The organism is Tenacibaculum sp. AHE14PA (assembly GCF_019278465.1).
In the GTDB taxonomy this organism is placed as follows: Bacteria; Bacteroidota; Bacteroidia; order Flavobacteriales; family Flavobacteriaceae; genus Polaribacter; species Polaribacter bernardetii.
The window spans coordinates 447,245-470,433 of the sequence record NZ_CP058983.1 but is presented as its reverse complement, the minus strand read 5'-3'; the positions used below and the strand labels follow the sequence as shown (position 1 = coordinate 470,433).

The following is a 23,189-nucleotide window of genomic DNA, read 5'->3' as shown; positions in this document are numbered from 1 at the left end:
AAGCTAAGTTTCAGTTTTATGGGCTGAACAAGAATAAGCAAGAATTGTCATTTAAATTAATAAATAATTTAATTATTATTCCCTTAGAAATAAACGGACATAAATTATCTTTTATTTTAGATACAGGTGTAAATAAAACCATTTTATTTAATTTATCTGAAAAGGATAGTGTTGGTTTAAATAATGTAGAAAAAGTATCGATAAGAGGTTTGGGAAGCGGAGAACCAGTAGAAGCTTTATTATCTAAAGGAAATGATTTTAGAGTTAAAAACATATTAAGTTCAAACCAAGAGTTATATGTTGTTTTAAATGATGCCTTTAGTTTATCAGCAAAAATGGGAACGACTATTCATGGTATTATAGGTTACGATTTATTAAAAGATGTTATTGTTAAAATTAATTACAATAGCAAAAGAGTTACTTTTTATAATCCGAAAACCTATAAGAAATCTAAATGTAGAAAATGTGAAATTTTTCCATTACAATTTTATAGAAACAAACCATACATAGATGTTAAAGCAAGAATTGATACTATAAAAAATAGAGAGATAGCTGTAAAGTTATTGATAGATACAGGAGGTACGGACGCTATGTGGTTGTTTGAAGACACTAAAGAAGTTATTAAGACTCCAATAAAACACTTTAAAGATATTTTAGGAGAAGGAATTAGCGGAACTATTTATGGAAACAGGAGTAAAATACCTCATGTTTCTTTAGGTAAGTTTTTAATAAATAAACCTACAGTTTCTTTTTTAGACGCTACATCAACTTTTAGTGCACGTCAATTTAAAGAAAGAAATGGAAGTATAGGTGGTAATATTTTAAAGCGATTTAAAATTTGGATAAATTATCCGAATAAAACAGTTACGTTAAAAAAGAGTGCATCATTAAAAGATGGTTTTTATTATAATATGAGTGGTTTACATTTAATTTATGCCGGCCAAGAATTAGTAAAACAAAAAAGAAAAACAAAAGTGATGGATTCTTATGGGAATAATCAATCGAATAAAAATAATATTATTTCATTTGTAGATACTTATTATTATAAATTTAAGTCGAAGTATAAAATAGATAGAGTTGTAAAGGGGTCTCCAGCTGAAAGAGTTGGTCTTTTAAGAGGTGACGTTATAAAGTCTATAAATGGTAAAAAAGCTTATGAGTTTGAGTTAAGTGAGATTTTACATATCTTTCAAACAAAGCCTAATAGAAAGATAAAGATGAAAATAGAAAGGTTAGGAGTGAATTTAAATTTTGAGTTCAGATTAGAAAAAAGGATATAAAAAAAGCGTCAATTTTTAAATTGACGCTTTTTTTATATTTAAAAGGATAGTTTATTCAATATCACTCATTATTGTCTTTGTTTTTACAGGAACTACATCTTTAGAAATAAACCCCTTAATTTTAAGCATTGTTCTTGATTTCTTAGCATTAGAGATTACAGTAATAGCTTTAGAAAAACCACCTGCTCTTTTAGTGTCATAAGAAACTTCAATTTGTCCTTTTTGTCCTGGCATAATTGGTGCTTCAGGTTTTTTAGGAACAGTACATCCACAAGTAGACTTAATATCTTTAATAATTAAAGGAGCATCACCTACGTTCGTAAACTCAAAAGTACGTGTTCCTTCAGAACCAAGACCTACTTTACCGTAGTCTATAGTTTCAGTTTCAAATTTAAATTCTTGAGCGCTTACTGTTAATGTGATAAAACAAACAGCAATAATTGATAAAATTGTTTTCATAATTGATAAATTTAATTTAGGGGCTTAAAAGCACCACAAATTTAGGGTTATTTTTTTAGTTTTAAAAAAATCTACATCTTATTTTCTGTACCTCAGAGATAGTTGTATTTTTGCTTAATTGAATTTCAAAAATAATGCCAAAAAAGCACAAAGCTTACTAATTTGGTTATAAAGATATAAAAAACAGATGAATATTCCATCAAAATATAATTCTAAAGAAGTAGAAGGGAAGTGGTATGACTACTGGATGAAGCATAATTACTTTCATTCTGAAGTAGATGATAGAGAGCCATATACAATTGTAATTCCGCCGCCAAACGTTACAGGAGTGTTGCACATGGGGCATATGTTGAACAATACAATTCAAGATGTGTTAATTCGTCGTGCACGTTTACAAGGTAAAAATGCTTGTTGGGTTCCTGGTACAGACCACGCATCTATTGCTACCGAAGCAAAGGTTGTTGGTAAGTTAAAAGAGCAAGGAATTGATAAAAATGATTTAACTCGTGAAGAGTTTTTAGCGCATGCTTGGGAATGGAAAAATGAATATGGAGGAATTATTCTTGATCAATTAAAAAAATTAGGAGCATCTTGTGATTGGGAACGAACTGCTTTTACAATGGATCCGGCGTTGTCTGAATCTGTTATTAAAGTTTTTGTTGATTTATACAATAAAGGATTAATTTACCGTGGTTATAGAATGGTAAATTGGGATCCTGAGGCTAAAACAACACTTTCTGACGAAGAAGTTATTCATATAGAAAAACAAGGAAACCTTTATTATTTAGAATATCAAATAGAAGGATCTGAAGATAAATTAACGATTGCAACAACGCGTCCGGAAACTATTTTTGGAGACACCGCTATTTGTATCAATCCAAACGATGAGCGTTTTACACATTTAAAATGTAAAAAAGCAATTGTTCCGCTTTGCGGAAGAGTAATTCCGATTATTGAAGATGAATATGTAGATGTTGAGTTCGGTACAGGTTGTTTAAAAGTTACGCCTGCACATGACGAAAATGATAAAGTTCTTGGAGATAAGCATAAATTAGAAGTAATTGATATTTTTAATGATGATGCTTCTTTAAATTCTTTCGGATTACATTATAAAGGACAAGATCGTTTTGTAGCGCGTACAGCTATTGTAAAAGAATTAGAAGAAAAAGGGATCTTAGTGAAAACTGAAGTTCATACCAATAAAGTAGGAACATCAGAAAGAACAAAAGCTGTTATTGAACCAAGATTATCGGATCAATGGTTTTTAAAGATGGAAGATTTAGCAAAACCTGCTATTGAAGCTGTTTTAGGAGAAGATAGTGAGGTTACTTTATATCCGAAGAAATTCGAAAATACTTACCGTCATTGGATGGAAAATGTGCGTGATTGGAATATTTCACGTCAATTATGGTGGGGACAGCAAATTCCTGCTTATTTCTATGGTGACGGAAAAGAAGATTTTGTAGTTGCAACAACTATTGAAGAAGCTGTGAAATTAGCACAAGACAGAACTAAGAATACTTCGCTGTCAGCATCTGACTTAAGACAAGATGAAGATGCTTTAGATACTTGGTTTTCTTCTTGGTTATGGCCAATGAGTGTTTTTGACGGGATTAATAATCCAGAGAACGAAGAGATTAAATATTACTATCCAACAAACGATTTAGTTACCGGACCAGATATTTTATTCTTTTGGGTTGCACGTATGATTGTTGCAGGTTACGAATATAAAGATGAACGTCCGTTTGAGAATGTTTATTTAACAGGATTAGTGCGAGATAAACAACGTCGTAAAATGTCTAAATCATTAGGTAATTCACCTGATGCTTTAAAACTTATAGATGAGTACGGAGCAGACGGAGTAAGAGTTGGTTTATTATTAAGCTCTGCTGCAGGTAACGATTTAATGTTTGATGAAGACTTATGTCAGCAAGGAAAAGGGTTTTCTAATAAAATTTGGAATACTTTCCGTTTGATAAAAGGTTGGGAAATAGATGCTAGTTTAGCGCAACCAGAAACAGCTAAGATAGGTTTAGAATGGTACGAAGCTAAGTTTCAAAAAGCATTAGTAGAAATAGAAGATCATTTTTCTAAATACCGTTTATCGGACGCATTAATGGCTATTTATAAACTAATTACAGATGATTTTTCTTCGTGGTTATTAGAAATTGTAAAGCCAGGTTATCAGCAACCAATTGATGCTAAAACATATGCAGAGGTAATAGAAGTTTTAGAAAATAACTTAAAAATATTACATCCGTTTATGCCATTCTTAACAGAAGAAATTTGGCAACATATTACTGAAAGAACTCCAGAAGAGGCTTTAGTAATCGCTTTATATCCGAAGTTAGAAACTGTAAATGACGATTTAGTTGATAATTTTGATTTTGCAACAGAAATTATTTCGGGAATTAGAACGATAAGAAAAGATAAAAATATTTCGTTTAAAGAAGCAGTGGAATTATCGGTTGTAAATAATGAAAAATATACTACTGATTTTGATGCAATAATACAGAAGTTAACAAACGCTTCTATAATTAATTATGTAACAGATAAGGTTGAAGGAGCTGCTTCGTTTAGAGTAAAATCGAACGAGTATTTTGTACCGATATCTTTAGAGAATATCGATGTAGAAGCTGAGATAATTAAGTTAAAAGCTGAGTTAAAAAGAGCTGAAGGATTTTTATTTGGAGTTCAGAAAAAATTATCTAATGAGCGTTTTGTGAGCAATGCACCAGAGCAAGTAATTGTTATCGAACGAAAAAAAGAAGCTGATTCATTGGCAAAAATAAAAACGATTAAAGCGAGTTTAGCTAGTTTAAGTTAAAACATATTTAGTAAAAAATAAAAAACCGCAAAGCTGCATGCTTTGCGGTTTTTTTTATAAATAAATTACAGATTAGTTTTTATCAATTACATCACCAGAACCAATTGAACTTGTATCAATGTTTTTAGGATTTCCTTTATAATAAACACTTCCAGAGCCAACAATGCTTGCTTTTATTTTAGAAGAAACGGTGGTTTGTACACTTCCAGATCCGGCAATGCTTGCTTTTAAACTATTTGTATCTAATTCATAAGCATTTACACTTCCTGATCCAGCGATAGAGCATTTAAAGTTATCAGTATTTCCTTTTAATTTAATATTACCAGAGCCACCAATTGATGTTTTTACGGTATTGGCATCAACATTAGCCGTAATATTACCAGAACCACCAATGTTAAATGATGCTTCATCTGATTTTATACGTTTTTTGACGTTTATATTACCAGAACCGCCCAGTGAAACAGCGTGAATGCTTTCAAAAGGAATTGTTACAACTAATCGTTCAGTGGTTTTAATATTTGTGTTTTCTTTAAATTGAACACTTAATTTACCATTTTTTACCATTGTTTCAATGTATGGTAATATATTTTCTTCTCCTTCTAGCGTTATTTTCCCTTGAGTTCCGTCGACTAAATTTACATCAAAAGAGCCACCAATACTTACTTTGTCAAAGTTTTTGATTGTTCTGGTTTTTGTGATAACGTTTCCATTTCCTTTAACTTTTTTAGAACTCCACCAACTTTGTGCATTGATAGATACTGATAATAAGACTATAATAATTGTAAAAAGTTGTTTTTTCATTTTATTGTTTTTTGAGTTATAATTAGTTACTTTTAAGTTTTTATAAAAATATGTCAAGAAGTTTTAAAGCATACAGCTTAGTTTATTTTTCAGCATGTTTGCTATCTTTATTTTTTATTGATACAGATAAATCAATTACAGAGATGGTTATCAAGGTTTTTTCGTTGATGTTTTTGTCATTTTTATATTTAAGCTCTTCTAAAAAAATAAATTATTTTTATGTATTCATATTAATGAATTCTATTGCTTCTGATGCATTTTTAATCTTCGATGATGATTTTATGATGTTTGGAATTTTATTATTATTAATAAATAGATTCTTATATATAATTCTTGCAAGAAAAGCATTGTTTAATACTTCGGTTAAAATTTTATTAACATATTTAATACCAAGTTTGCTTTTATTTATAACGATTTTTGTTTTGTTAAAACCTTATATTCAAGAAATATCATTGCCTTTTTTTTTAATGGGAATAACTTCTGCAATAATGATAGGACTGTCTTTTTTTAATTACTTAAAGGCAATGAATAAAAAGAATATGTTCTTTTTATTTGGTATTTTACTAATTGTCATTGCTGATATTTTAATAGCTTTTAATAAATTTTTAGATTACCATATTCTTCTTGTAATAGTTTACACTATAATGTATTACATAGCAAGATATTTAATTTGTTTATCAATGATAGATAAAAAATCTAGTCTTTAGTTTTTAAAGAAACTCCTCCATATTTAGATTTTATAATAATGGTTGATTTAGAATTATCGTTCCCATAAACACCTTCGTAATATTTTGATGTATGTTTTTTGATACTTTTATATAACTCAACCTTGCTTTCAGGGTAATTAAAACCTGCATAATCTAAATCAATAGTGAAGTTAAAATTATTATCGTTGCTAGTACCTAGTTTAATACCAGCGTAGCTACCATCTATTATAATTTCTTCAAAGCCTTTCATGATGTTTTCTACTTTAATACCTCCAAATTCTGTATTAATTTTAAGTTTTTTTCTTAATGTTCCGATTGATATTCCGGCGTAATCAGAACTACCAGAAATATTTTTAACATCATTTACAGAAATACTACCATAATCGCTATTAAAGTTTAAATTCTCAGTATTTCCTATTTTAACAGTAGAATAATCAGCATTCACATTTAACGTTTCAGATTTATCTATTTTTAGTTTAGAATAATCAATATTGATACTCCCAGACTTTATGAAGTTAATTTCAGAACTACCACAATAATCAAGATTAATAGTATTCGAATCATTCAATAACTGATCTACATTTATGTTTCCGTAATCACAATTTAAATTAGCCTTCCCTTTAAGTTTATCTAATTCTATAGCACCATATTTATTATTTAAATCGGCATTATTGGTAATGGGCATTTTTATAAAATAATTAATTTTATAGTTAATATTATCATTATTTCCCCATAACCAATTAGATTTAATCGTTTCTATCTTAGTCCTAGCTTCCACTAAATCTTTAGAAGCTTCGAAAAGAACGTTTATCGAATTAAGTTTTTTGTCAACACTACTTAAATCGTTTCCTTTTACAGTTATTTTAACCTCAATTTCAATACGATTTTCATCCCAAGTTACTACGTTTATATTACCGTATTTGTTATTAATATATAGGGTTGCATTTTTATTAACGATAAAATCTTTACTTATCGTTTTACTTTTTTCGTGTTTTTTATCATTAGCCAACATTATAATTGGTAAAAGAATAAAAAGGAATATAAGTTTATATGATTTCATCATCTATGAGTTCTAATTTTGCAGGGTTTTTTTGTTGTTCTAATTGTAATAAAAGTCTTTCTAATACATTTAATCTTTGTTGATAATTACCAATCATTTTTTGAATAACCTGACGCTTATTTTCGTTTTTAGTTAATTCTTTAACAAGTGATTTATAATGGTCTTCTAGTTCTTCAATTTCATTTAAAGAATCTTCAATAATAGTTTCAGTTTCAATATTTCTATATTGCTCTAGTTCTTTTAATTCTTGATTTATTGTTGATACAAAAAAACTTTGTGCTTCTGCCATTTTGGGTGAAACATCTGCAAGATCGTAACTGTTTTGTTGTTGGCTATTACCAATATGAAAACCTAAAATTAGTACGATAGATGCAGCAATGCTAATCCAAAAAATAGGTGGTTTTTGTTGTTTTTTATGAGCTTCAATTTTTCTTTGAAAACGATCTGAATGACCAGAATGAGGTTCGAATATATCGAAATCATTCTCATCAAAAAACTGATGTAATTTATCCTCCATATGCTTGTTTTTTATTAGTATTAGCGAGTAATACTTGCTTTAATTTCTTTTTTGCTCTCGATATTGTGGTACGTACATTTTCGTTCGTATAATTTAAAATTTCAGAGATTTCTTCATAATCATAACCTTCAATTAAATTTAAAGTTAAGACAATTCGGTAATTCTCTTTTAGGTTTTGTAAACTCTCCATTACCTGTTTTACATCTAACGAATTATAATTAATTGGCGTTTCTTCAACTTCATAATCAGGAATTACATCCATCTTAACTTCTTCGTATCGGTTATTTTTTTTTAATTGAGTAAGACTTTTATTTACTACAATTCTTTTTAACCAAGCCCCAAAAGCAACTTCACCTTTAAAAGTATTTAATTTAGTAAAAGCAGTTAAAAATGCTTCCTGAATTAAATCTTCAGCCTCAAACTCGTCTTTTAAAATACGATAAGCACTATTGTACATTGCTTTATAATAGGCATTGTACACTTGCATTTGTGCATTGCTATCGCTTTTTTTACAGCGCTCGATTAGTTGGTTGATATGTGTTTTTTTAGACTCCAATGAAATCACTCTATACTAGAGACAATTTGGTTTTTGAATTGTGACAGTTATTTTGATAAAAATAAAATTTTATTCTAAAAATCATACAATAAAACTAGTAATAATCTGTAATTGAGTAAAATATATTTCTTGTAATTTTTAATATGTTAAAGAAAAATGAGGTTTAATAAACCGAATCAAAATATGTATATTTGGCATAATGATTGACAGTATAAAAATTATAGAATGTCCGCGAGATGCAATGCAAGGAATTAAAAGTCATTTTATTCCTACAGAAGCAAAGGCAAAATATATCAATTCACTTTTAAAAGTTGGATTTGATACTATAGATTTTGGAAGTTTTGTATCACCAAAAGCAATTCCTCAAATGAGAGATACTGCCGAGGTTTTATCAAAATTAGATTTATCAACAACAACAAGTAAGTTGTTAGCAATTGTAGCGAATGTTAGGGGCGCAAATGATGCTTCCCAGTTTGAAGAGATAGATTATTTAGGATATCCTTTTTCGATATCAGAAAACTTTCAAATGCGAAACACGCATAAAACAATAGATCAGTCTATAGATACGTTAAAAGAAGTGTTAGCGATAGCAAATAGAACTAATAAAGAAGTTGTAGCGTATTTATCAATGGGTTTTGGTAATCCTTATGGAGATCCTTGGAGTGTTGAAATTGTTGGAGAATGGACAGAAAAACTATCTAATTTAGGCGTTAAAATTTTATCATTATCAGACACTGTTGGTAGCTCAACACCTAAGGATATAGACTATTTATTTTCGAACCTAATACCTAGCTATCCGCAAATAGAATTTGGTGCGCATTTACATACAACACCAACAAAATGGCATGAAAAAGTAGATGCAGCTTTTAAAGCAGGATGTCATCGTTTTGATGGTGCAATTAAAGGTTATGGAGGTTGCCCAATGGCAAAAGACGATTTAACAGGTAATATGCCAACTGAAAAATTATTGTCATATTTTACGGCAAATAAAGTAACAACAAATATAAAACCAATGAGTTTTGAAAGTGCTTACAACAAGGCACTTGAAGTTTTTTAATAAAATATGAAGTTTAAATTTATCATACTTTTTCTAGTTTTCACATCACTTTGTCAATCTCAAATGGACAAAAGGATAGGAGTATGGCAAATTCGAAACGGAGAATTGATAAAAAACAGGTCTAATAAAAATGATTTAGCAAACGATTATTGGAAAGAGTTTTATAGAATTTTTCCACAAGAGTTAACAACAAGGTTTGTAAGAAGAATTGTTTTAATGACTGATGGTGTTGATGAAAAAACCGGAGCATTGGTTTCTTTAAATTCTAGAAATGATAAATGGCAGTTAGAAATAGATGTTAAAGATGTTAACTTAAAATCTAGAGATAAAAAAAGATTACATGAATCTATTTATACGATGGTTCATGAATTTGGTCATTTATTAACACTGAATAAAACTCAAATAAGACCAACAAAAAAACAAGAACAACAAGAGGGTGAGTTGTATTTAACGCTAGAAGGCGAGGCGTACAAGGATAGTTATATAAATAAGTTTGTAAACTTATTTTGGAAAGGTAATTTATTAACCCGCTGGGATACAATTCAGAAAGAATATTGCTTTACAGAAGCAAACTGTGTCGAAAAACTATATGATTTATACAATAATAACCGCTCGGAGTTTTTAACTGATTATGCAGCCGAAAGCCCTGAAGAGGATATTGTAGAAAGTTGGACTGCCTTTGTTTTAAGATCTAAAATTAGAAGACCAAAAACAACTGCACACAAAAAAATAAACTTCTTTTATCAATTTCCAGAATTGGTAGCATATAGAAAAATGATTAGACAAAATACCCGTAAATATCTTCATTAGAATATGTAAATTTGCTTCATTAAAAAACACACAATGAAACAAGTTAAAATTATATTTATAGTTACACTAACAATCTTTATAATAGGTTGTACTTCTAATAAAAACACCAATGCTGCTCATCAATTTAAAAAAGAAGCAGGAAAAACTTACTTTAATATACTGCAATTAAACGATGTTTATGAAATAGCACCTATTCAGGGAGGAAAGTTCGGAGGAATGGCTAGAGTAGAAACCGTACATCAAAATTTATTAAAAGAAAATAAAAATACCATGCTTGTTTTGGCAGGAGATTTTTTGAATCCTTCATTAATCGGAACCATGAAAGTTGATGGTTCTCGAGTAAGAGGTAAGCAAATGGTTGAAGTAATGAATGCGATGAATTTTGATCTTGTTGCTTTTGGTAATCATGAGCTAGATTTAAGTTATACGAGTTTGCAAGAAAGATTAAATGAAAGTAATTTCGATTGGATTTCATCAAATGTATTGCATAATAAAGATGGAGAACATTCTTATTTCCATAAAGTTATCAAAGAAAAAAAAGAAAACCTTAAAGATTCTTTCATTAAAGAATTTGATAATGAAGATGGTACAAAATTAAAAGTAGGTTTTATAAGCGCTTGTATTCCGTCAAATCCGAAAGGTTATGTGTTTTATGGAGATATGTATGAAGAAATACAAAGAGCTTATAATGATATAAAAGATAATGTTGATGTTGTTATAGGTTTAACGCATTTAACATTAGAGCAAGACAAGAAAGTAGCAGAAATGTTTCCTAATATCCCCTTAATAATGGGTGGACATGAGCATACTAATACTTACGAACATGTAGAAGATGTAATTATAGCAAAGGCAGATGCAAATGCAAAAACAGCTTACATTCATAGATTTGAATATGATTTAGCAACAAAAAAAGTTGAATTAAAATCAGAATTAAAAGAGATTAACGATCAAATTCCAGCAGATAAAAACGTCGGAGAGATTGTAACTAAATGGCAAGGAATTTTAAAGAACAAAATTCAAGATATAGTACCAAATCCGTATGAAGTAGTTTATAAGGCAAAAACGCCCTTAGATGCAACAGAAACAGCTATAAGAAGTGTGCAAACTAATATGGGGCAAATTATTACAAAAGCAATGAGTTTTGCTTATGATAACAAAGTAGATTGTGCTTTAGTAAACGGAGGTTCTGTTCGTATTGATGATGTTTTAGAAGGGGAGATAAATGTTATAGATATTTTTAGAGTTTTACCTTATGGTGGAGCTGTTTTAAAAGTTGAAATTAAAGGAAACTTACTAAAAGAAGTTTTAGATTACGGTTTTAATGCCGCAGGTACTGGTGCTTATTTACAGCGTTACAATGCAAATAAAGTAGATGAGAGTTGGCAAATAGCTAATGAACCTATAAATTTAGATAAAGTATATACAGTAGCTTTTTCAGATTATTTATTAAGAGGATTAGATATTCCTGGTTTATCTGATAAAAATCCAGATGTTATTTCGGTTTATAAACCAAAAGAAAGTGAATTAAGCTTTGATATTCGTAAAGCCATTATTACTTACTTGAAAAATAATTAAACAATAACTTTTTGATTTTTAAATTATTAAGATTTATTTTAAATAATATGTTAAAGTTTATTTAAAATAAATCTTAATAAGCTTTGTTAAATTGATTAACTCTTTTACATTTGCACCCGTAAAACAATTAATTATTTAAAGTTAATCTAAATAAAGATGAAGAAAGTATTTTTTGCAGTGTTACTAACTGCATCATTATTCGCAACAGCACAATCAGCTCCGCAAGATAGTATTCCTACAAACCCACAAAGTCAACAGAATGCTGCACAGCGTATTTTGTCTTCTAATTTAAGTCAAAAAGGATTAACTGTAGGAGGTTATGCAGAGGCTCATTATAATAGAGCTACAGGAGAAAATGCAAAATTAGACGTGCACAGAGTTGTAATGTTATTTGGTTATAAATTTAACGAAAGAACACAGTTTGTTACAGAAATTGAATTTGAACACGTAAAAGAAGTATACATAGAACAAGCTTTTTTACAATATACTTTAACAGATAATATTAACTTAAGAGCAGGTTTAATGCTAGTGCCAATGGGTATTGTAAATGAATACCATGAACCAACTACTTTTAACGGAGTTGAAAGACCAAGTATGGATAAATCGATTGTACCTACAACATGGAGAGAAATTGGTTTAGGAGTTTCTGGTAGATGGGATGAAGCGTCTTTACGTTACCAAGCATATGTTTTTAACGGATTTATTTCTGATAATGATGGTAAATATTTAGGAGGTAGTAACGGATTTCGTAACGGACGTCAGAAAGGTGCTGAATCTATGATGAATAATGTGAATTTTTCAGGTAAAGTAGATTATTACGGATTACCAGGCTTACGTTTAGGTTTGTCAGGATACTTTGGTAGAACACAATCAGAAAAGGCTGTTGAAGATATTGAAGGGTCAGATGTTGGTATTGCAATGGTTGGTTTAGATGCTCGTTATGCATACAAACGTTTTTCAGCAAGAGGTCAGTTTATTCATGCAAATGTAACAGATAGTGAAGAATATAATGCTTATTACGGTTCTGATTTAGGAAGTGCATTACAAGGTTGGTATTTAGAAACAGCTTATAATTTATTAGCTCAAGATAAAAAGCAACAGTTAATCGCATTCGCTAGATATGAAGATTATAATACACATGCAGCTACAGATGGTGGTTTAGCTGAAAACTTAGCTTATGATCGTGATGAGTGGACATTTGGTTTAACATATAAGGTAGCACCAGGAGCTGCATTTAAGGCAGATTACCAATTTAAAAATAATGCAGTTGACGGTAGTCAAACAATCAAACAATTAAACTTAGGTTTTGGTGTTTGGTTCTAATTAAAATTAAAAGTTTGTTATTATTTGTAGAGATCGAACCAATTTTTTAAAATTTGGTTCGGTTTTTGTTTTTTATTTAGACTAATTCTAATTATTTTTGCGGTATGAAAAATCGTTTTGTAGTACTTTTCTTATGTATCGTTACTTCTTTAGGGCTGTTGTCTTTTAGTATGCCTAAAAATTTACAGAAAAAAGTTGAAAAAGAAATTAAAAAAACATTTAATGTTGATGAGTTTTCGTTGAGTAAAGTTATTGTTCCAGAAGTAGTTAGCAATAAGTTGAAAGGGAGAATTACCGAAGAAAACCTGCTAAAGATTACAATTGGTGATAAAGTTTTAGGATTTGCTTTTATTGATAAAGCACCAAGTAAAACTGATGAGTTTGACTATTTGGTTTTATTAGATAAAGAATTAATTGTAATAAAAACGAAGATATTAATATACCGCGAAGATTATGGTGGCGAAATAGGTAGTAAGCGTTGGTTAAAACAATTTATAGGTAAAACATCAAAAGATACTTTAAAATACGAAAAAGATATTATAGCAATATCAGGAGCAACAATTTCGGCTTCTTCAATGACAATTGCAGTTAATACTTTCCTTCAAAATTTAGAAATCCTTCATCAAAATAAAGTATTGTAAATGCAAATTCACGGTCTAATTCATCAATTTCCGAAAGAAATAAAATTATTAATACTAGCTTTTATATGCACTTTAAGTATTGGTTTTTTTGGCGGAATATCATTTGTTAGAGATACAACAAATTCTAATCCAACAGGAATAGAAGAACGTTATCTAGGAAACGAAGATGTTGAAGAGGCTACCACAATGAAGTTTAAAAAATCTGCAGGAGAAATAAAAACAACAGTACACAATCATATTTTATCGCTTTCGGTAATTTTCTTTTTATTGGCTGTAATTGTATCTACAACAAGTATCAATAAAAAATTAAAATTATTTTTAATGATTGAACCTTTTATATCAATCATTTGTACTTTTGGTGGTATTTATTTAATGTGGACAGGTATTACTTGGATGAAATATATTATTATGATTTCAGGTTTACTAATGACCCTTTCTTTCGGAACAGCAGTTTTAATGATTTTTAGTCAAATTATATCAAAAAAGAAGTTGACTTTAGAATAAAGTGTACCTTATTTCTAAAACAAGATATTCAATAAATGGATTTATCTGCAAATTTTTGGGGAAATAAATATAAGTCCAATAAAATTGGTTGGGATTTAGGTGCTATTTCTCCACCTTTAAAAGCTTATTTTGATCAACTAGAAAACAAAGAACTAAAAATTTTAATTCCTGGAGGAGGAAATTCTTATGAAGCAGAATATCTTTTTAAAAACGGATTTAAAAATGTTTCTGTAGTTGATATATCTAAAGAGCCTTTAGATAACCTGAAGAAAAGAGTTCCAAAATTTCCTTCATCACAATTAATTAATGCTAATTTTTTTGATGTAAATTTTACATTTGATTTGATAATCGAACAAACTTTCTTTTGTGCCATAGATCCGATTTTACGTGTGAAATATACTTTAAAAATGAATGATTTATTGAATGAAAACGGAAAGTTAGTTGGTTTGTTATTTGATGCAAAACTAAATGAAGATCATCCGCCTTTTGGTGGAAATAAACAAGAATATTTATCTTACTTTAAACCTTATTTTAAGATAACAAAAATGGAGTCTTGCTATAATTCGTATCATAATAGAAAAGGTATGGAGTTGTTTGTTATGCTTCACAAAAAGTAGTTTTTAAATATCATATTTAATTTCCTTTTAAACGTATCCATAATTCTGATAGTAATTTTTTCCCATCTCTTTTATCTTTAGGTTCTTCTTTTAAAAGAATATTACCTAAGCGATCTTCTATAATTTTATATTTAAAAACAAAGTTTTGAGAATTTGGCGCCAAACTTAAAAGTCCAAATCGTAAGTCATTATAATAAAGATTTTTATCCTTTTTTGTAATCGTATACCAACCTTCAGAAATAGCAATCATTTGTTTTATTTTTATATTATCAGCTATTTTTCCTAATAAATGATGATTTTTAGGATAAGAATTAAAAGTAATAGGTTGTGTATCAAAAAATGAGTAATTGGCTAATAGATAAGCATTTTCTGTTGCTACATTAGCGCTCCAAAGAACAGTATTCATTGGCGAAGGCCTAGTATCTAATTCTAAATAGGATATATTTTGATTTTTTAAAGCAGCTTCAAATTGATTGAAAGCAATCCATTTAAAAAAAAATGTAAGGACTAAATAAGAAGAGCTTACCACTAAACCAATGGTGTTATAAATGTAACGTTTTCTTGATGTTCTTTTTTGTCTTATAGCTAAAATTAAAAAGATTAAAAAAGGCATTGTGTAAAGCGGATCGATAACAAATATAGTTTTAAATGCTAGCCGAATATCAAAAGGCCAAAAAAACTGCGTTCCCCAAGTGGTGTGAGCATCTAAAATAGGGTGTGTAATAAAAGCCCAGAAAAACAACCAAGACCAACCTTTAAAATTCTTGTATTTCTCATATCGAGAAACTAACCACCCAAAAATAGGAGCGAAGAGTATAGAAAATAGTATAGAATGTGTAAATCCACGATGAATAGAGAGTGCTGTAACTGTATCAGTAAAATAAGAAGCAAGCACGTCTAAATCAGGAATAGTTCCTGCTATGGCACCATAAAACAAGGCCTTATTGCCAATTTTTTTTCCTAAAACAGCTTCGCCAACAGCGGCACCTAATATTATTTGAGTAAGTGAATCCATATAGCAACAAAAATAAGTTATGTTTATTATAAAATATGGAAAACTTTATTTAATCTAGTTGTATAATATAATTGTAAACAAGTGATTTTTATTAACTTTAATTTAAAATTGAGTTGCCGTTATTTGTAGTATATTTGCATGTAATTAATTAATAACACACTAAATTAATTGCACATGCAAGCTCACGAATCAAAAATAGTAGGCGAAGGTTTAACGTACGATGACGTTTTATTAATACCAGCTTATTCAGAAATACTTCCAAGAGAAGTTTCTATTCAAACAAAATTCACAAAAAACATAACAATAAACGTTCCTATAGTTTCTGCAGCGATGGATACTGTTACCGAATCAGCTATGGCAATTGCTATGGCTAGAGAAGGAGGAATAGGTGTTTTACATAAAAATATGACTATCGAGCAACAAGCTCAAGAAGTTCGTAAGGTAAAACGTGCAGAAAGCGGAATGATTATCGATCCAGTTACGTTACCATTAACAGCGGTAGTTTTAGATGCTAAAATGTTAATGAAAGAACATAGTATTGGCGGAATTCCAGTTGTTGATGATAACGGAATTTTAAAAGGAATTGTTACCAACCGTGATTTACGTTTTGAGCATAAAAATGACAGAGCTATTGTTGAAGTAATGACCAAAGAAAATTTGGTTACCGCAGCAGTAGGAACTTCATTAAAATCAGCTGAAAGCATTTTACAAGAAAATAAAATTGAAAAATTATTAATTGTAGATGATAATTATAAACTATCAGGGTTAATTACTTTTAGAGATATTACAAAAGTTACTCAAAAACCAATAGCAAATAAAGATACTTACGGACGTTTACGCGTTGCAGCTGCATTAGGTGTTACTGCAGATGCTGTTGATAGAGCAGAAGCTTTAGTAAAAGCAGGTGTAGATGCGGTTATTATTGATACGGCTCACGGACATACAAAAGGCGTGGTTACTGTTTTAAAAGAAGTAAAAGCAAAGTTTCCTGAACTAGATGTTATTGTAGGTAATATTGCAACGGCAGAGGCTGCTAAATATTTAGTTGAGGCAGGTGCTGATGCAGTAAAAGTAGGTATCGGTCCAGGTTCTATTTGTACAACCCGTGTAGTTGCAGGCGTAGGTTTTCCTCAGTTTTCTGCAGTATTAGAAGTTGCAGCAGCTATAAAAGGCTCTGGAGTTCCAGTAATTGCTGATGGAGGAATTCGCTATACAGGTGATATTCCTAAAGCAATTGCAGCAGGTGCAGATTGTGTAATGTTAGGATCTTTATTAGCAGGAACAAAAGAATCCCCAGGTGAAACCATCATTTATGAAGGACGTAAGTTCAAATCATACCGTGGAATGGGATCTGTTGAAGCAATGAAACAAGGTTCTAAAGATCGTTATTTTCAGGATGTAGAAGATGATATAAAAAAGTTAGTGCCAGAGGGTATTGTTGGTCGTGTACCTTATAAAGGAGATTTAGAAGAAAGTATTCATCAATTTGTTGGTGGTTTACGAGCAGGTATGGGATACTGTGGTTCTAATAATATAGAAACATTAAAAGATACAGGTAAGTTTGTACGTATTACTTCTAGCGGAATAAATGAAAGTCATCCACATGATGTAGCAATAACTAAAGAAGCGCCTAATTATAGTAGAAGATAATATTATTTAGAATCCATAAATATCAAACTCTGTTGAAAACTAATTCAACAGAGTTTTTTGTTTTTTAAAGAGTAAATACTACTTTAGCAAAGACTTCAATTTCCTCAATTTATATGGCTCAAGAAACAAAATATACCGAAGATAATATACGCTCGCTCGATTGGAAAGAACACATTCGTATGCGACCGGGAATGTACATTGGTAAATTAGGAGATGGTTCTTCTGCTGATGACGGAATTTATATTTTGGTAAAAGAAGTTTTAGACAACTCTATTGACGAATATGTGATGGGAGCCGGTAAAACCATCGAAATTTCTATTCAAGGTAATAAAGTTATTGTAAGAGATTATGGTCGTGGTATTCCGTTAGGAAAGGTAGTAGACGTAGTTTCTAAAATGAATACGGGAGGAAAGTACGATTCTAAAGCATTTAAAAAATCGGTTGGTTTAAATGGTGTAGGTACAAAAGCCGTAAATGCACTGTCTTCGTTTTTTAGAGTAGAATCTTCAAGAGATGGTAAATCTGCAGCAGCAGAATTTTCACAAGGAAATTTAACCGATCAAGAGTTTTTAGAAGAAACCTCTCGCAGAAAAGGAACAAAAGTATCTTTTGTACCTGATGAAGCTATTTTTAAAAATTATAAATTCAGAAACGAGTACGTTGCTAAAATGCTTAAAAACTATGTGTATTTAAACACAGGTTTAACGATTGTTTTTAACGGCGAAAAATATGTTTCAGAAAATGGATTGAAAGATTTATTAGAAGATAACAACAGTCAAGATGATATGTTGTATCCGATTATCCATTTAAAAGGAGATGATATAGAAGTTGCTATCACACACAGTAAAACGCAATATTCAGAAGAATACCATTCGTTTGTAAACGGACAGCATACTACGCAAGGAGGTACGCATCAAGCAGCATTTAGAGAAGCTATTGTTAAAACCATTCGTGAGTTTTATGGTAAGAATTTTGAAGCTTCGGATATTCGCAAGTCAATTATTTCGGCAATTGCCATTAAAGTGATGGAGCCTGTTTTTGAAAGTCAAACAAAAACAAAATTGGGTTCTACAGATATGGGAGGCGAATTGCCAACTGTAAGAACGTATATAAACGACTTTTTAAAAACGAAATTAGATAATTATTTACATAAAAATGTAGATACGGCTGATAAGCTGCAACGTAAAATTATACAAGCAGAAAAAGAACGTAAAGAGTTATCAGGAATACGAAAATTAGCAAAAGACAGAGCAAAAAAATCAAGTTTACATAATAAGAAATTACGTGACTGTAGAGTGCATTTAGGTGATATTAAAAAGGATAATTATTTAGAGTCTACGCTGTTCATTACCGAGGGAGATTCAGCATCTGGATCTATTACAAAATCTAGAAACGTAAATACGCAAGCCGTTTTTAGTTTAAAAGGGAAGCCTTTAAATTCATACGGTTTGAGTAAGAAGATTGTATATGAGAATGAAGAGTTTAATTTACTACAAGCAGCTTTAAATATAGAAGACGGTTTACAAGATTTACGTTACAACAATATTGTAATTGCAACTGATGCCGATGTTGATGGTATGCACATTCGTTTATTATTAATCACGTTTTTTTTACAATTTTTCCCTGAAGTAATAAAAGAAGGTCATTTATATATATTAGAAACTCCGTTGTTTAGAGTTCGTAATAAAAAAGATACTTATTACTGTTATTCAGAAGAAGAAAAGCGAGAAGCAATAGAGAAGTTAAGAGGAAAACCAGAAATAACTCGATTTAAAGGATTAGGGGAAATTTCACCAAACGAATTTGTTCATTTTATTGGTGATGATATTCGTTTAGATCCTGTTATGTTAGATAAAGAAATGTCGATAGAGCAAATGCTAGAATTTTATATGGGGAAGAACACTCCAGACAGGCAAAAATTTATCATCGAGAATTTAAAAGTTGAATTAGATGTTGTTGAGGAAGAAGTTTAATAACTAAGTTTTAAGTGTTTTATAATAGTAATAATGAATAAAGAAAGAAGAGCAAGAATATATCTAATTATAGCTTTTACCATCTTTTTTATCAATTTGTTAAATGTTGATTTTGATAACTTAAGCTGGGAGATTAATAGCAAGCATTATATAAATATGTTAGTAGCATCAGTAGTTTTTGCTATCATTTTTATCCTCAATAAAAAAAACAATAACTCTTAAAAGAATACCCATTATTCAATGAGTGAAGAAAATAATAATTACGAGCACGACGAAGAGCTGAATCAACCAATAGAAAATACAGAAACGATAACGAAAGTTACCGGAATGTATAAAGAATGGTTTTTAGATTATGCTTCGTATGTAATTTTAGAAAGAGCTGTTCCGTCGCTTGAAGACGGATTAAAACCAGTACAGCGTAGAATAATGCATTCTATGAAAGACTTAGATGATGGGCGTTATAATAAAGTAGCAAACATTGTTGGGCATACCATGCAGTACCATCCACACGGAGATGCTTCTATAGCAGATGCGATGGTGCAAATTGGTCAGAAAGAGTTACTGATTGATATGCAGGGTAACTGGGGTAATATCTTAACAGGAGATCGCGCAGCGGCTTCTCGTTATATAGAAGCTCGTTTATCGAAATTCGCTTTAGATGTTGTTTTTAATCCGAAAACAACAGAATGGAAAATGTCGTATGATGGTAGAAGAAAAGAACCTATAGATTTACCAGTAAAGTTTCCTTTACTATTAGCACAAGGAGCAGAGGGAATTGCAGTTGGTTTATCAACAAAAATATTACCACATAATTTTAATGAATTGATTGATGCTTCAATCAAATATTTAAAAGGAAGAAGTTTTACAATTGTTCCCGATTTTTTAACAGGGGGAATTGCAGATTTTACTAATTATAACGATGGGGTACGAGGAGGAAAAGTTAGAGTAAGAGCAAAAATATCTCAATTAGATAAAAAGACCTTAGTGATTTCCGAAATTCCGTTTGCAACGACTACTACAACTTTAATCGATAGTATTTTAAAAGCAAATGAAAAAGGGAAAATAAAGATTAAGAAAATTGAAGATAATACTGCTGCCAATGTAGAAATTTTAGTGCATTTACCAACAGGAATATCACCAGATAAAACCATAGACGCTTTATACGCATTTACGAATTGTGAAAATTCAATTTCACCACTATCTTGTACTATTGAAGATAACAAACCTGTATTTGTTGGGGTTTCTGAAATGCTAAAACACTCTACAGATTTAACAGTAAATTTACTTAAGCGTGAATTAGAAATTCAGTTAAACGAATTGCAAGAGCAATGGCATTTTGCATCGTTAGAACGAATTTTTATTGAAAATAGAATTTACCGTGATATTGAAGAGGTAGAAACTTGGCAAGGTGTAATTGAGGCAATTGATAAAGGTTTACAGCCTCATATAAAACATTTAAAAAGGGCAATAACAGAAGAAGATATTGTTCGTTTAACGGAAATCAGAATTAAGAAAATCTCTAAATTTGATATTGACAAAGCCAAACAGCATATAGAAAGTTTAGAGGAGAAAATAGCTGAAGTAAAGAATTACTTAGATAATTTAATAGAGTTTGCTATTAACTACTTTAAAAACCTAAAAACAAAATACGGTAAAGGTCGTGAGCGTAAAACTGAAATCAGAATTTTTGATGATATCATCGCTACGAAAGTAGTAATGCGAAATACAAAACTTTATGTAAATAGAGAGGAAGGTTTTGTTGGTACTTCACTTAAAAAAGATGAATACGTTACAGAGTGTGCCGATATTGATGATATAATTATCTTTAAAAGCGATGGTAAAATGATTGTTACCAAAGTGGCAGCTAAAACTTTTGTAGGTAAAGATATTATTCACATTGCAATCTTTAAAAAGAAAGACAAGCGTACGGTTTATAACATGATGTATAAAGATGGTGCAAAAGGACCGAGTTATATGAAACGTTTTAACGTAACAAGTGTAACGCGCGATAAAGAATATGATTTAACAGCAGGGAATAAAGGTTCAAAAATGTTATACTTTTCAGCAAATCCTAATGGTGAAGCTGAGGTTGTTACTATAAATCTTCGAGCAGTTGGTAGTATAAAAAAATTAAAATGGGATATAGATTTCTCTGACTTAGCAATAAAAGGTAGAGCAGTTCGTGGTAATCAAATAACTAAATTTGCTATTAGAAAAATTGATTTTAAATCAGCAGGAGTATCTACTTTAAAACCACGAAAAATATGGTTTGATGATGCTGTACAGCGTTTAAATGTTGATGATAGAGGGGAGTTATTAGGAGAGTTTAGAGCAGAAGATAAAATTTTAATAGCAACACAATCAGGTAAAATAAAAGCGGTATCTCCTGAGCTAACAATGCATTTTGAAAATGACATGATTGTGTTAGAAAAATGGAAACCTAACAAACCTATTTCAGCTATTTATTTCGATGGAGAAAAAGAGCGTTATTATGTTAAGCGTTTTTTAATTGATACTACTGATAAAGAAGAATTATTTATATCAGAAACAGAAAAATCGAAATTAGAAATTGTTTCTACAGATTATCGCCCAATGGCTGAGGTATTATTCTCTAAGCGTAGTTTGGATAAGATTGATATAAATTTTGAAGATTTTATAGCCGTAAAAGGTATTAAGGCACAAGGAAATCAATTAACAACAGATAAAATACGTACGGTTAACTTATTAGATTCATTACCATACGAAGAGCCTGAAGAAGAAAAAGTTGAAGATATTGAAGTAAACGAAGAGGAAGAGATAACTGAAGAAAGTTTACCTCTTGATGTCGAAGAAATAGCGCCAAAAGAGTTTGTAAACTCTAAAGAAGATAAAGCAAAAAAAGCATTAGAAAGAGCGCTTCAAAAAAAGAAAAAGCAAACTGAAGAAGACGATGATAGTCAAACAGCATTATTTTAATGGATAAGTTATTTAAATATCATTTTAACTTAGATTCTTTTTTTGGAATTTTAGGGTATGTATTAATAGTTGTTTTTGTTGCTTGGGTATTATCTAGAATTATACGTTATATCATTGTTCAGATAATAAAACGCAGAAAAATAGATCGTTATGGGAAAACAAGTATTTTGTTTTTACGTAATTCGGTAAAGTTTTTTCTAGGGCTTTTCGGTATCATATATATTATTATGACCGTACCAGCTTTTAGAAGTAAAGCTACTTTAATTTTTTCGGGAGCAGGTATATTAGCTGCAATTATAGGTTTTGCTGCTCAAGCCGCCTTATCAAACTTAATAGCAGGTGCATTTATTGTTGTTTTTAAACCTTTTCGTGTTGGAGATTATATTAGACTAGATGATACTAGGGTTGGTATTGTTGAAGATATTACGTTGCGACACACGGTAATTAATAATTTTGAAAATAAGCGATTAATTATACCGAATTCTGTAATAAGTACCGATTCAGTTTTAAATCATACTATTGAAGATTCGCATGTATTAAGTTTTAATAATTTTAAACTAGGTTTAAAGGCAGATATCGATTTAGCGAGAAGAATTATACAAGAAGAAGCGATTAAACTTCCTACAGTAATTGATTTTAGAACGCCACATCAGGTAATTATTAATACAGATCAAGTAGATGTTCGAGTAATTGATGTGTATACAGATCATATACATTTAAGGGCTTATGTTTGGTTAAATGAACCGTTTCAAGAATTTAAAACCAAATGCGCTTTAAAAGAAGCAGTTCATAAACGATTTTTAGCTGAAGGTGTAGCTTTGCCGATACCTATTTATAAAGTAGTAAAGGTATAATGAGTTTT

At 30.2% G+C, this 23,189-nt stretch carries 20 protein-coding genes; 14 read left to right on the top strand and 6 right to left on the bottom strand.

Translation table 11 applies throughout. The annotated features are described in order from the left end of the window. Positions 1–44: 44 nt before the first annotated feature. Positions 45–1,280, top strand: coding sequence for an aspartyl protease family protein (locus tag H0I30_RS02155; RefSeq protein ID WP_255554323.1), 1,236 nt, complete (start codon positions 45–47; stop codon positions 1,278–1,280). A 51-nt stretch (positions 1,281–1,331) separates the two neighbouring features. On the opposite strand, the gene H0I30_RS02150 is transcribed toward H0I30_RS02155, so the two are convergent. Continuing rightward, on the bottom strand, positions 1,332–1,739 hold the full coding sequence (locus tag H0I30_RS02150; protein ID WP_218772673.1) for a DUF1573 domain-containing protein: 408 nt from the start codon (positions 1,737–1,739) through the stop codon (positions 1,332–1,334). 187 nt (positions 1,740–1,926) lie between these two features. Between H0I30_RS02150 and H0I30_RS02145 the strand changes: the two genes are divergently transcribed. Further along, positions 1,927–4,566 carry a valine--tRNA ligase gene (locus H0I30_RS02145; RefSeq protein ID WP_218772672.1) on the top strand — a complete coding sequence of 880 codons (2,640 nt, stop codon included), beginning with the start codon at positions 1,927–1,929 and terminating at the stop codon, positions 4,564–4,566. 72 nt (positions 4,567–4,638) lie between these two features. On the opposite strand, the gene H0I30_RS02140 is transcribed toward H0I30_RS02145, so the two are convergent. Further along, positions 4,639–5,367, bottom strand: a complete 729-nt coding sequence (locus tag H0I30_RS02140) for a head GIN domain-containing protein (protein ID WP_218772671.1) — start codon at positions 5,365–5,367, stop codon at positions 4,639–4,641. Between the two features lie 50 nt (positions 5,368–5,417). Here H0I30_RS02140 and H0I30_RS02135 point away from each other — a divergent pair, with 50 nt between their 5' ends. Beyond that, positions 5,418–6,074 (top strand): lysoplasmalogenase family protein, encoded by a 657-nt coding sequence (locus H0I30_RS02135; protein ID WP_218772670.1) that lies wholly within the window; start codon positions 5,418–5,420, stop codon positions 6,072–6,074. Here H0I30_RS02135 and H0I30_RS02130 read toward each other — a convergent pair. From H0I30_RS02130 to H0I30_RS02120, 3 genes are read right to left on the bottom strand one after another with little or no spacing between them, the layout of a single operon-like run. Further along, complete coding sequence (locus tag H0I30_RS02130) at positions 6,064–7,137, bottom strand: hypothetical protein (protein ID WP_218772669.1); 1,074 nt, start codon at positions 7,135–7,137, stop codon at positions 6,064–6,066. The two genes, H0I30_RS02135 and H0I30_RS02130, sit on opposite strands and share 11 nt — an antisense overlap. After that, positions 7,121–7,651 carry a hypothetical protein gene (locus H0I30_RS02125; protein WP_218772668.1) on the bottom strand — a complete coding sequence of 177 codons (531 nt, stop codon included), beginning with the start codon at positions 7,649–7,651 and terminating at the stop codon, positions 7,121–7,123. Before H0I30_RS02125 ends, H0I30_RS02130 begins: the two co-directional genes overlap by 17 nt. After that, positions 7,641–8,207: an RNA polymerase sigma factor gene (locus H0I30_RS02120; protein ID WP_218772667.1), complete on the bottom strand. Its 567-nt coding sequence runs from the start codon at positions 8,205–8,207 to the stop codon at positions 7,641–7,643. Before H0I30_RS02120 ends, H0I30_RS02125 begins: the two co-directional genes overlap by 11 nt. Positions 8,208–8,406: 199 nt before the next feature. On the opposite strand from H0I30_RS02120, the gene H0I30_RS02115 reads away from it, so the two are divergent. The 7 genes from H0I30_RS02115 to H0I30_RS02085 all read left to right on the top strand — a co-directional run bounded on the left by H0I30_RS02115 (position 8,407) and on the right by H0I30_RS02085 (position 14,734). Then, positions 8,407–9,264, top strand: a complete 858-nt coding sequence (locus tag H0I30_RS02115; protein ID WP_370624057.1) for a hydroxymethylglutaryl-CoA lyase — start codon at positions 8,407–8,409, stop codon at positions 9,262–9,264. A gap of 63 nt (positions 9,265–9,327) precedes the next feature. Further along, positions 9,328–10,074 carry a hypothetical protein gene (locus H0I30_RS02110; protein ID WP_218772666.1) on the top strand — a complete coding sequence of 249 codons (747 nt, stop codon included), beginning with the start codon at positions 9,328–9,330 and terminating at the stop codon, positions 10,072–10,074. A 33-nt stretch (positions 10,075–10,107) separates the two neighbouring features. Beyond that, positions 10,108–11,649 (top strand): bifunctional UDP-sugar hydrolase/5'-nucleotidase, encoded by a 1,542-nt coding sequence (locus tag H0I30_RS02105; protein ID WP_218772665.1) that lies wholly within the window; start codon positions 10,108–10,110, stop codon positions 11,647–11,649. Between the two features lie 156 nt (positions 11,650–11,805). After that, entirely contained in the window at positions 11,806–12,972 is a 1,167-nt protein-coding gene (locus H0I30_RS02100) for a porin (RefSeq protein ID WP_218772664.1), read from the top strand. 104 nt (positions 12,973–13,076) lie between these two features. Beyond that, positions 13,077–13,613, top strand: coding sequence for an FMN-binding protein (locus H0I30_RS02095; RefSeq protein ID WP_218772663.1), 537 nt, complete (start codon positions 13,077–13,079; stop codon positions 13,611–13,613). Further along, positions 13,614–14,117: a hypothetical protein gene (locus tag H0I30_RS02090; protein ID WP_218772662.1), complete on the top strand. Its 504-nt coding sequence runs from the start codon at positions 13,614–13,616 to the stop codon at positions 14,115–14,117. A gap of 35 nt (positions 14,118–14,152) precedes the next feature. After that, positions 14,153–14,734: a methyltransferase domain-containing protein gene (locus H0I30_RS02085; RefSeq protein ID WP_218772661.1), complete on the top strand. Its 582-nt coding sequence runs from the start codon at positions 14,153–14,155 to the stop codon at positions 14,732–14,734. Between the two features lie 16 nt (positions 14,735–14,750). On the opposite strand, the gene H0I30_RS02080 is transcribed toward H0I30_RS02085, so the two are convergent. Next, complete coding sequence (locus H0I30_RS02080) at positions 14,751–15,749, bottom strand: metal-dependent hydrolase (protein ID WP_218772660.1); 999 nt, start codon at positions 15,747–15,749, stop codon at positions 14,751–14,753. A 174-nt stretch (positions 15,750–15,923) separates the two neighbouring features. Here H0I30_RS02080 and guaB point away from each other — a divergent pair, with 174 nt between their 5' ends. From guaB to H0I30_RS02060, 4 genes are all read left to right on the top strand, one after another. Further along, positions 15,924–17,399 carry an IMP dehydrogenase gene (gene guaB, locus H0I30_RS02075; protein ID WP_218772659.1) on the top strand — a complete coding sequence of 492 codons (1,476 nt, stop codon included), beginning with the start codon at positions 15,924–15,926 and terminating at the stop codon, positions 17,397–17,399. Positions 17,400–17,512: 113 nt separating this feature from the next. Beyond that, a complete protein-coding gene (locus H0I30_RS02070; protein ID WP_218772658.1) occupies positions 17,513–19,372 on the top strand; it encodes a DNA topoisomerase IV subunit B in 1,860 nt (619 codons plus the stop codon). A gap of 240 nt (positions 19,373–19,612) precedes the next feature. Further along, a complete protein-coding gene (locus H0I30_RS02065; protein WP_218772657.1) occupies positions 19,613–22,327 on the top strand; it encodes a DNA gyrase/topoisomerase IV subunit A in 2,715 nt (904 codons plus the stop codon). Beyond that, complete coding sequence (locus H0I30_RS02060) at positions 22,327–23,181, top strand: mechanosensitive ion channel family protein (protein ID WP_218772656.1); 855 nt, start codon at positions 22,327–22,329, stop codon at positions 23,179–23,181. Before H0I30_RS02065 ends, H0I30_RS02060 begins: the two co-directional genes overlap by 1 nt. Positions 23,182–23,189 lie beyond the last annotated feature (8 nt).

What these genes read in the sequence shown, in the direction of transcription:
- H0I30_RS02150 (WP_218772673.1), bottom strand. Translation starts at nt 1,739, where the DNA reads ATGAAAACAATTTTATCAATTATTGCTGTTTGTTTTATCACATTAACA.
- H0I30_RS02105 (WP_218772665.1), top strand. Translation starts at nt 10,108, where the DNA reads ATGAAACAAGTTAAAATTATATTTATAGTTACACTAACAATCTTTATA.
- H0I30_RS02115 (WP_370624057.1), top strand. Translation starts at nt 8,407, where the DNA reads ATGATTGACAGTATAAAAATTATAGAATGTCCGCGAGATGCAATGCAA.
- guaB (WP_218772659.1), top strand. Translation starts at nt 15,924, where the DNA reads ATGCAAGCTCACGAATCAAAAATAGTAGGCGAAGGTTTAACGTACGAT.
- H0I30_RS02080 (WP_218772660.1), bottom strand. Translation starts at nt 15,749, where the DNA reads ATGGATTCACTTACTCAAATAATATTAGGTGCCGCTGTTGGCGAAGCT.
- H0I30_RS02100 (WP_218772664.1), top strand. Translation starts at nt 11,806, where the DNA reads ATGAAGAAAGTATTTTTTGCAGTGTTACTAACTGCATCATTATTCGCA.
- H0I30_RS02065 (WP_218772657.1), top strand. Translation starts at nt 19,613, where the DNA reads ATGAGTGAAGAAAATAATAATTACGAGCACGACGAAGAGCTGAATCAA.
- H0I30_RS02085 (WP_218772661.1), top strand. Translation starts at nt 14,153, where the DNA reads ATGGATTTATCTGCAAATTTTTGGGGAAATAAATATAAGTCCAATAAA.
- H0I30_RS02095 (WP_218772663.1), top strand. Translation starts at nt 13,077, where the DNA reads ATGAAAAATCGTTTTGTAGTACTTTTCTTATGTATCGTTACTTCTTTA.
- H0I30_RS02110 (WP_218772666.1), top strand. Translation starts at nt 9,328, where the DNA reads ATGGACAAAAGGATAGGAGTATGGCAAATTCGAAACGGAGAATTGATA.
- H0I30_RS02140 (WP_218772671.1), bottom strand. Translation starts at nt 5,367, where the DNA reads ATGAAAAAACAACTTTTTACAATTATTATAGTCTTATTATCAGTATCT.
- H0I30_RS02145 (WP_218772672.1), top strand. Translation starts at nt 1,927, where the DNA reads ATGAATATTCCATCAAAATATAATTCTAAAGAAGTAGAAGGGAAGTGG.
- H0I30_RS02060 (WP_218772656.1), top strand. Translation starts at nt 22,327, where the DNA reads ATGGATAAGTTATTTAAATATCATTTTAACTTAGATTCTTTTTTTGGA.
- H0I30_RS02090 (WP_218772662.1), top strand. Translation starts at nt 13,614, where the DNA reads ATGCAAATTCACGGTCTAATTCATCAATTTCCGAAAGAAATAAAATTA.
- H0I30_RS02125 (WP_218772668.1), bottom strand. Translation starts at nt 7,651, where the DNA reads ATGGAGGATAAATTACATCAGTTTTTTGATGAGAATGATTTCGATATA.
- H0I30_RS02130 (WP_218772669.1), bottom strand. Translation starts at nt 7,137, where the DNA reads ATGATGAAATCATATAAACTTATATTCCTTTTTATTCTTTTACCAATT.
- H0I30_RS02070 (WP_218772658.1), top strand. Translation starts at nt 17,513, where the DNA reads ATGGCTCAAGAAACAAAATATACCGAAGATAATATACGCTCGCTCGAT.
- H0I30_RS02135 (WP_218772670.1), top strand. Translation starts at nt 5,418, where the DNA reads ATGTCAAGAAGTTTTAAAGCATACAGCTTAGTTTATTTTTCAGCATGT.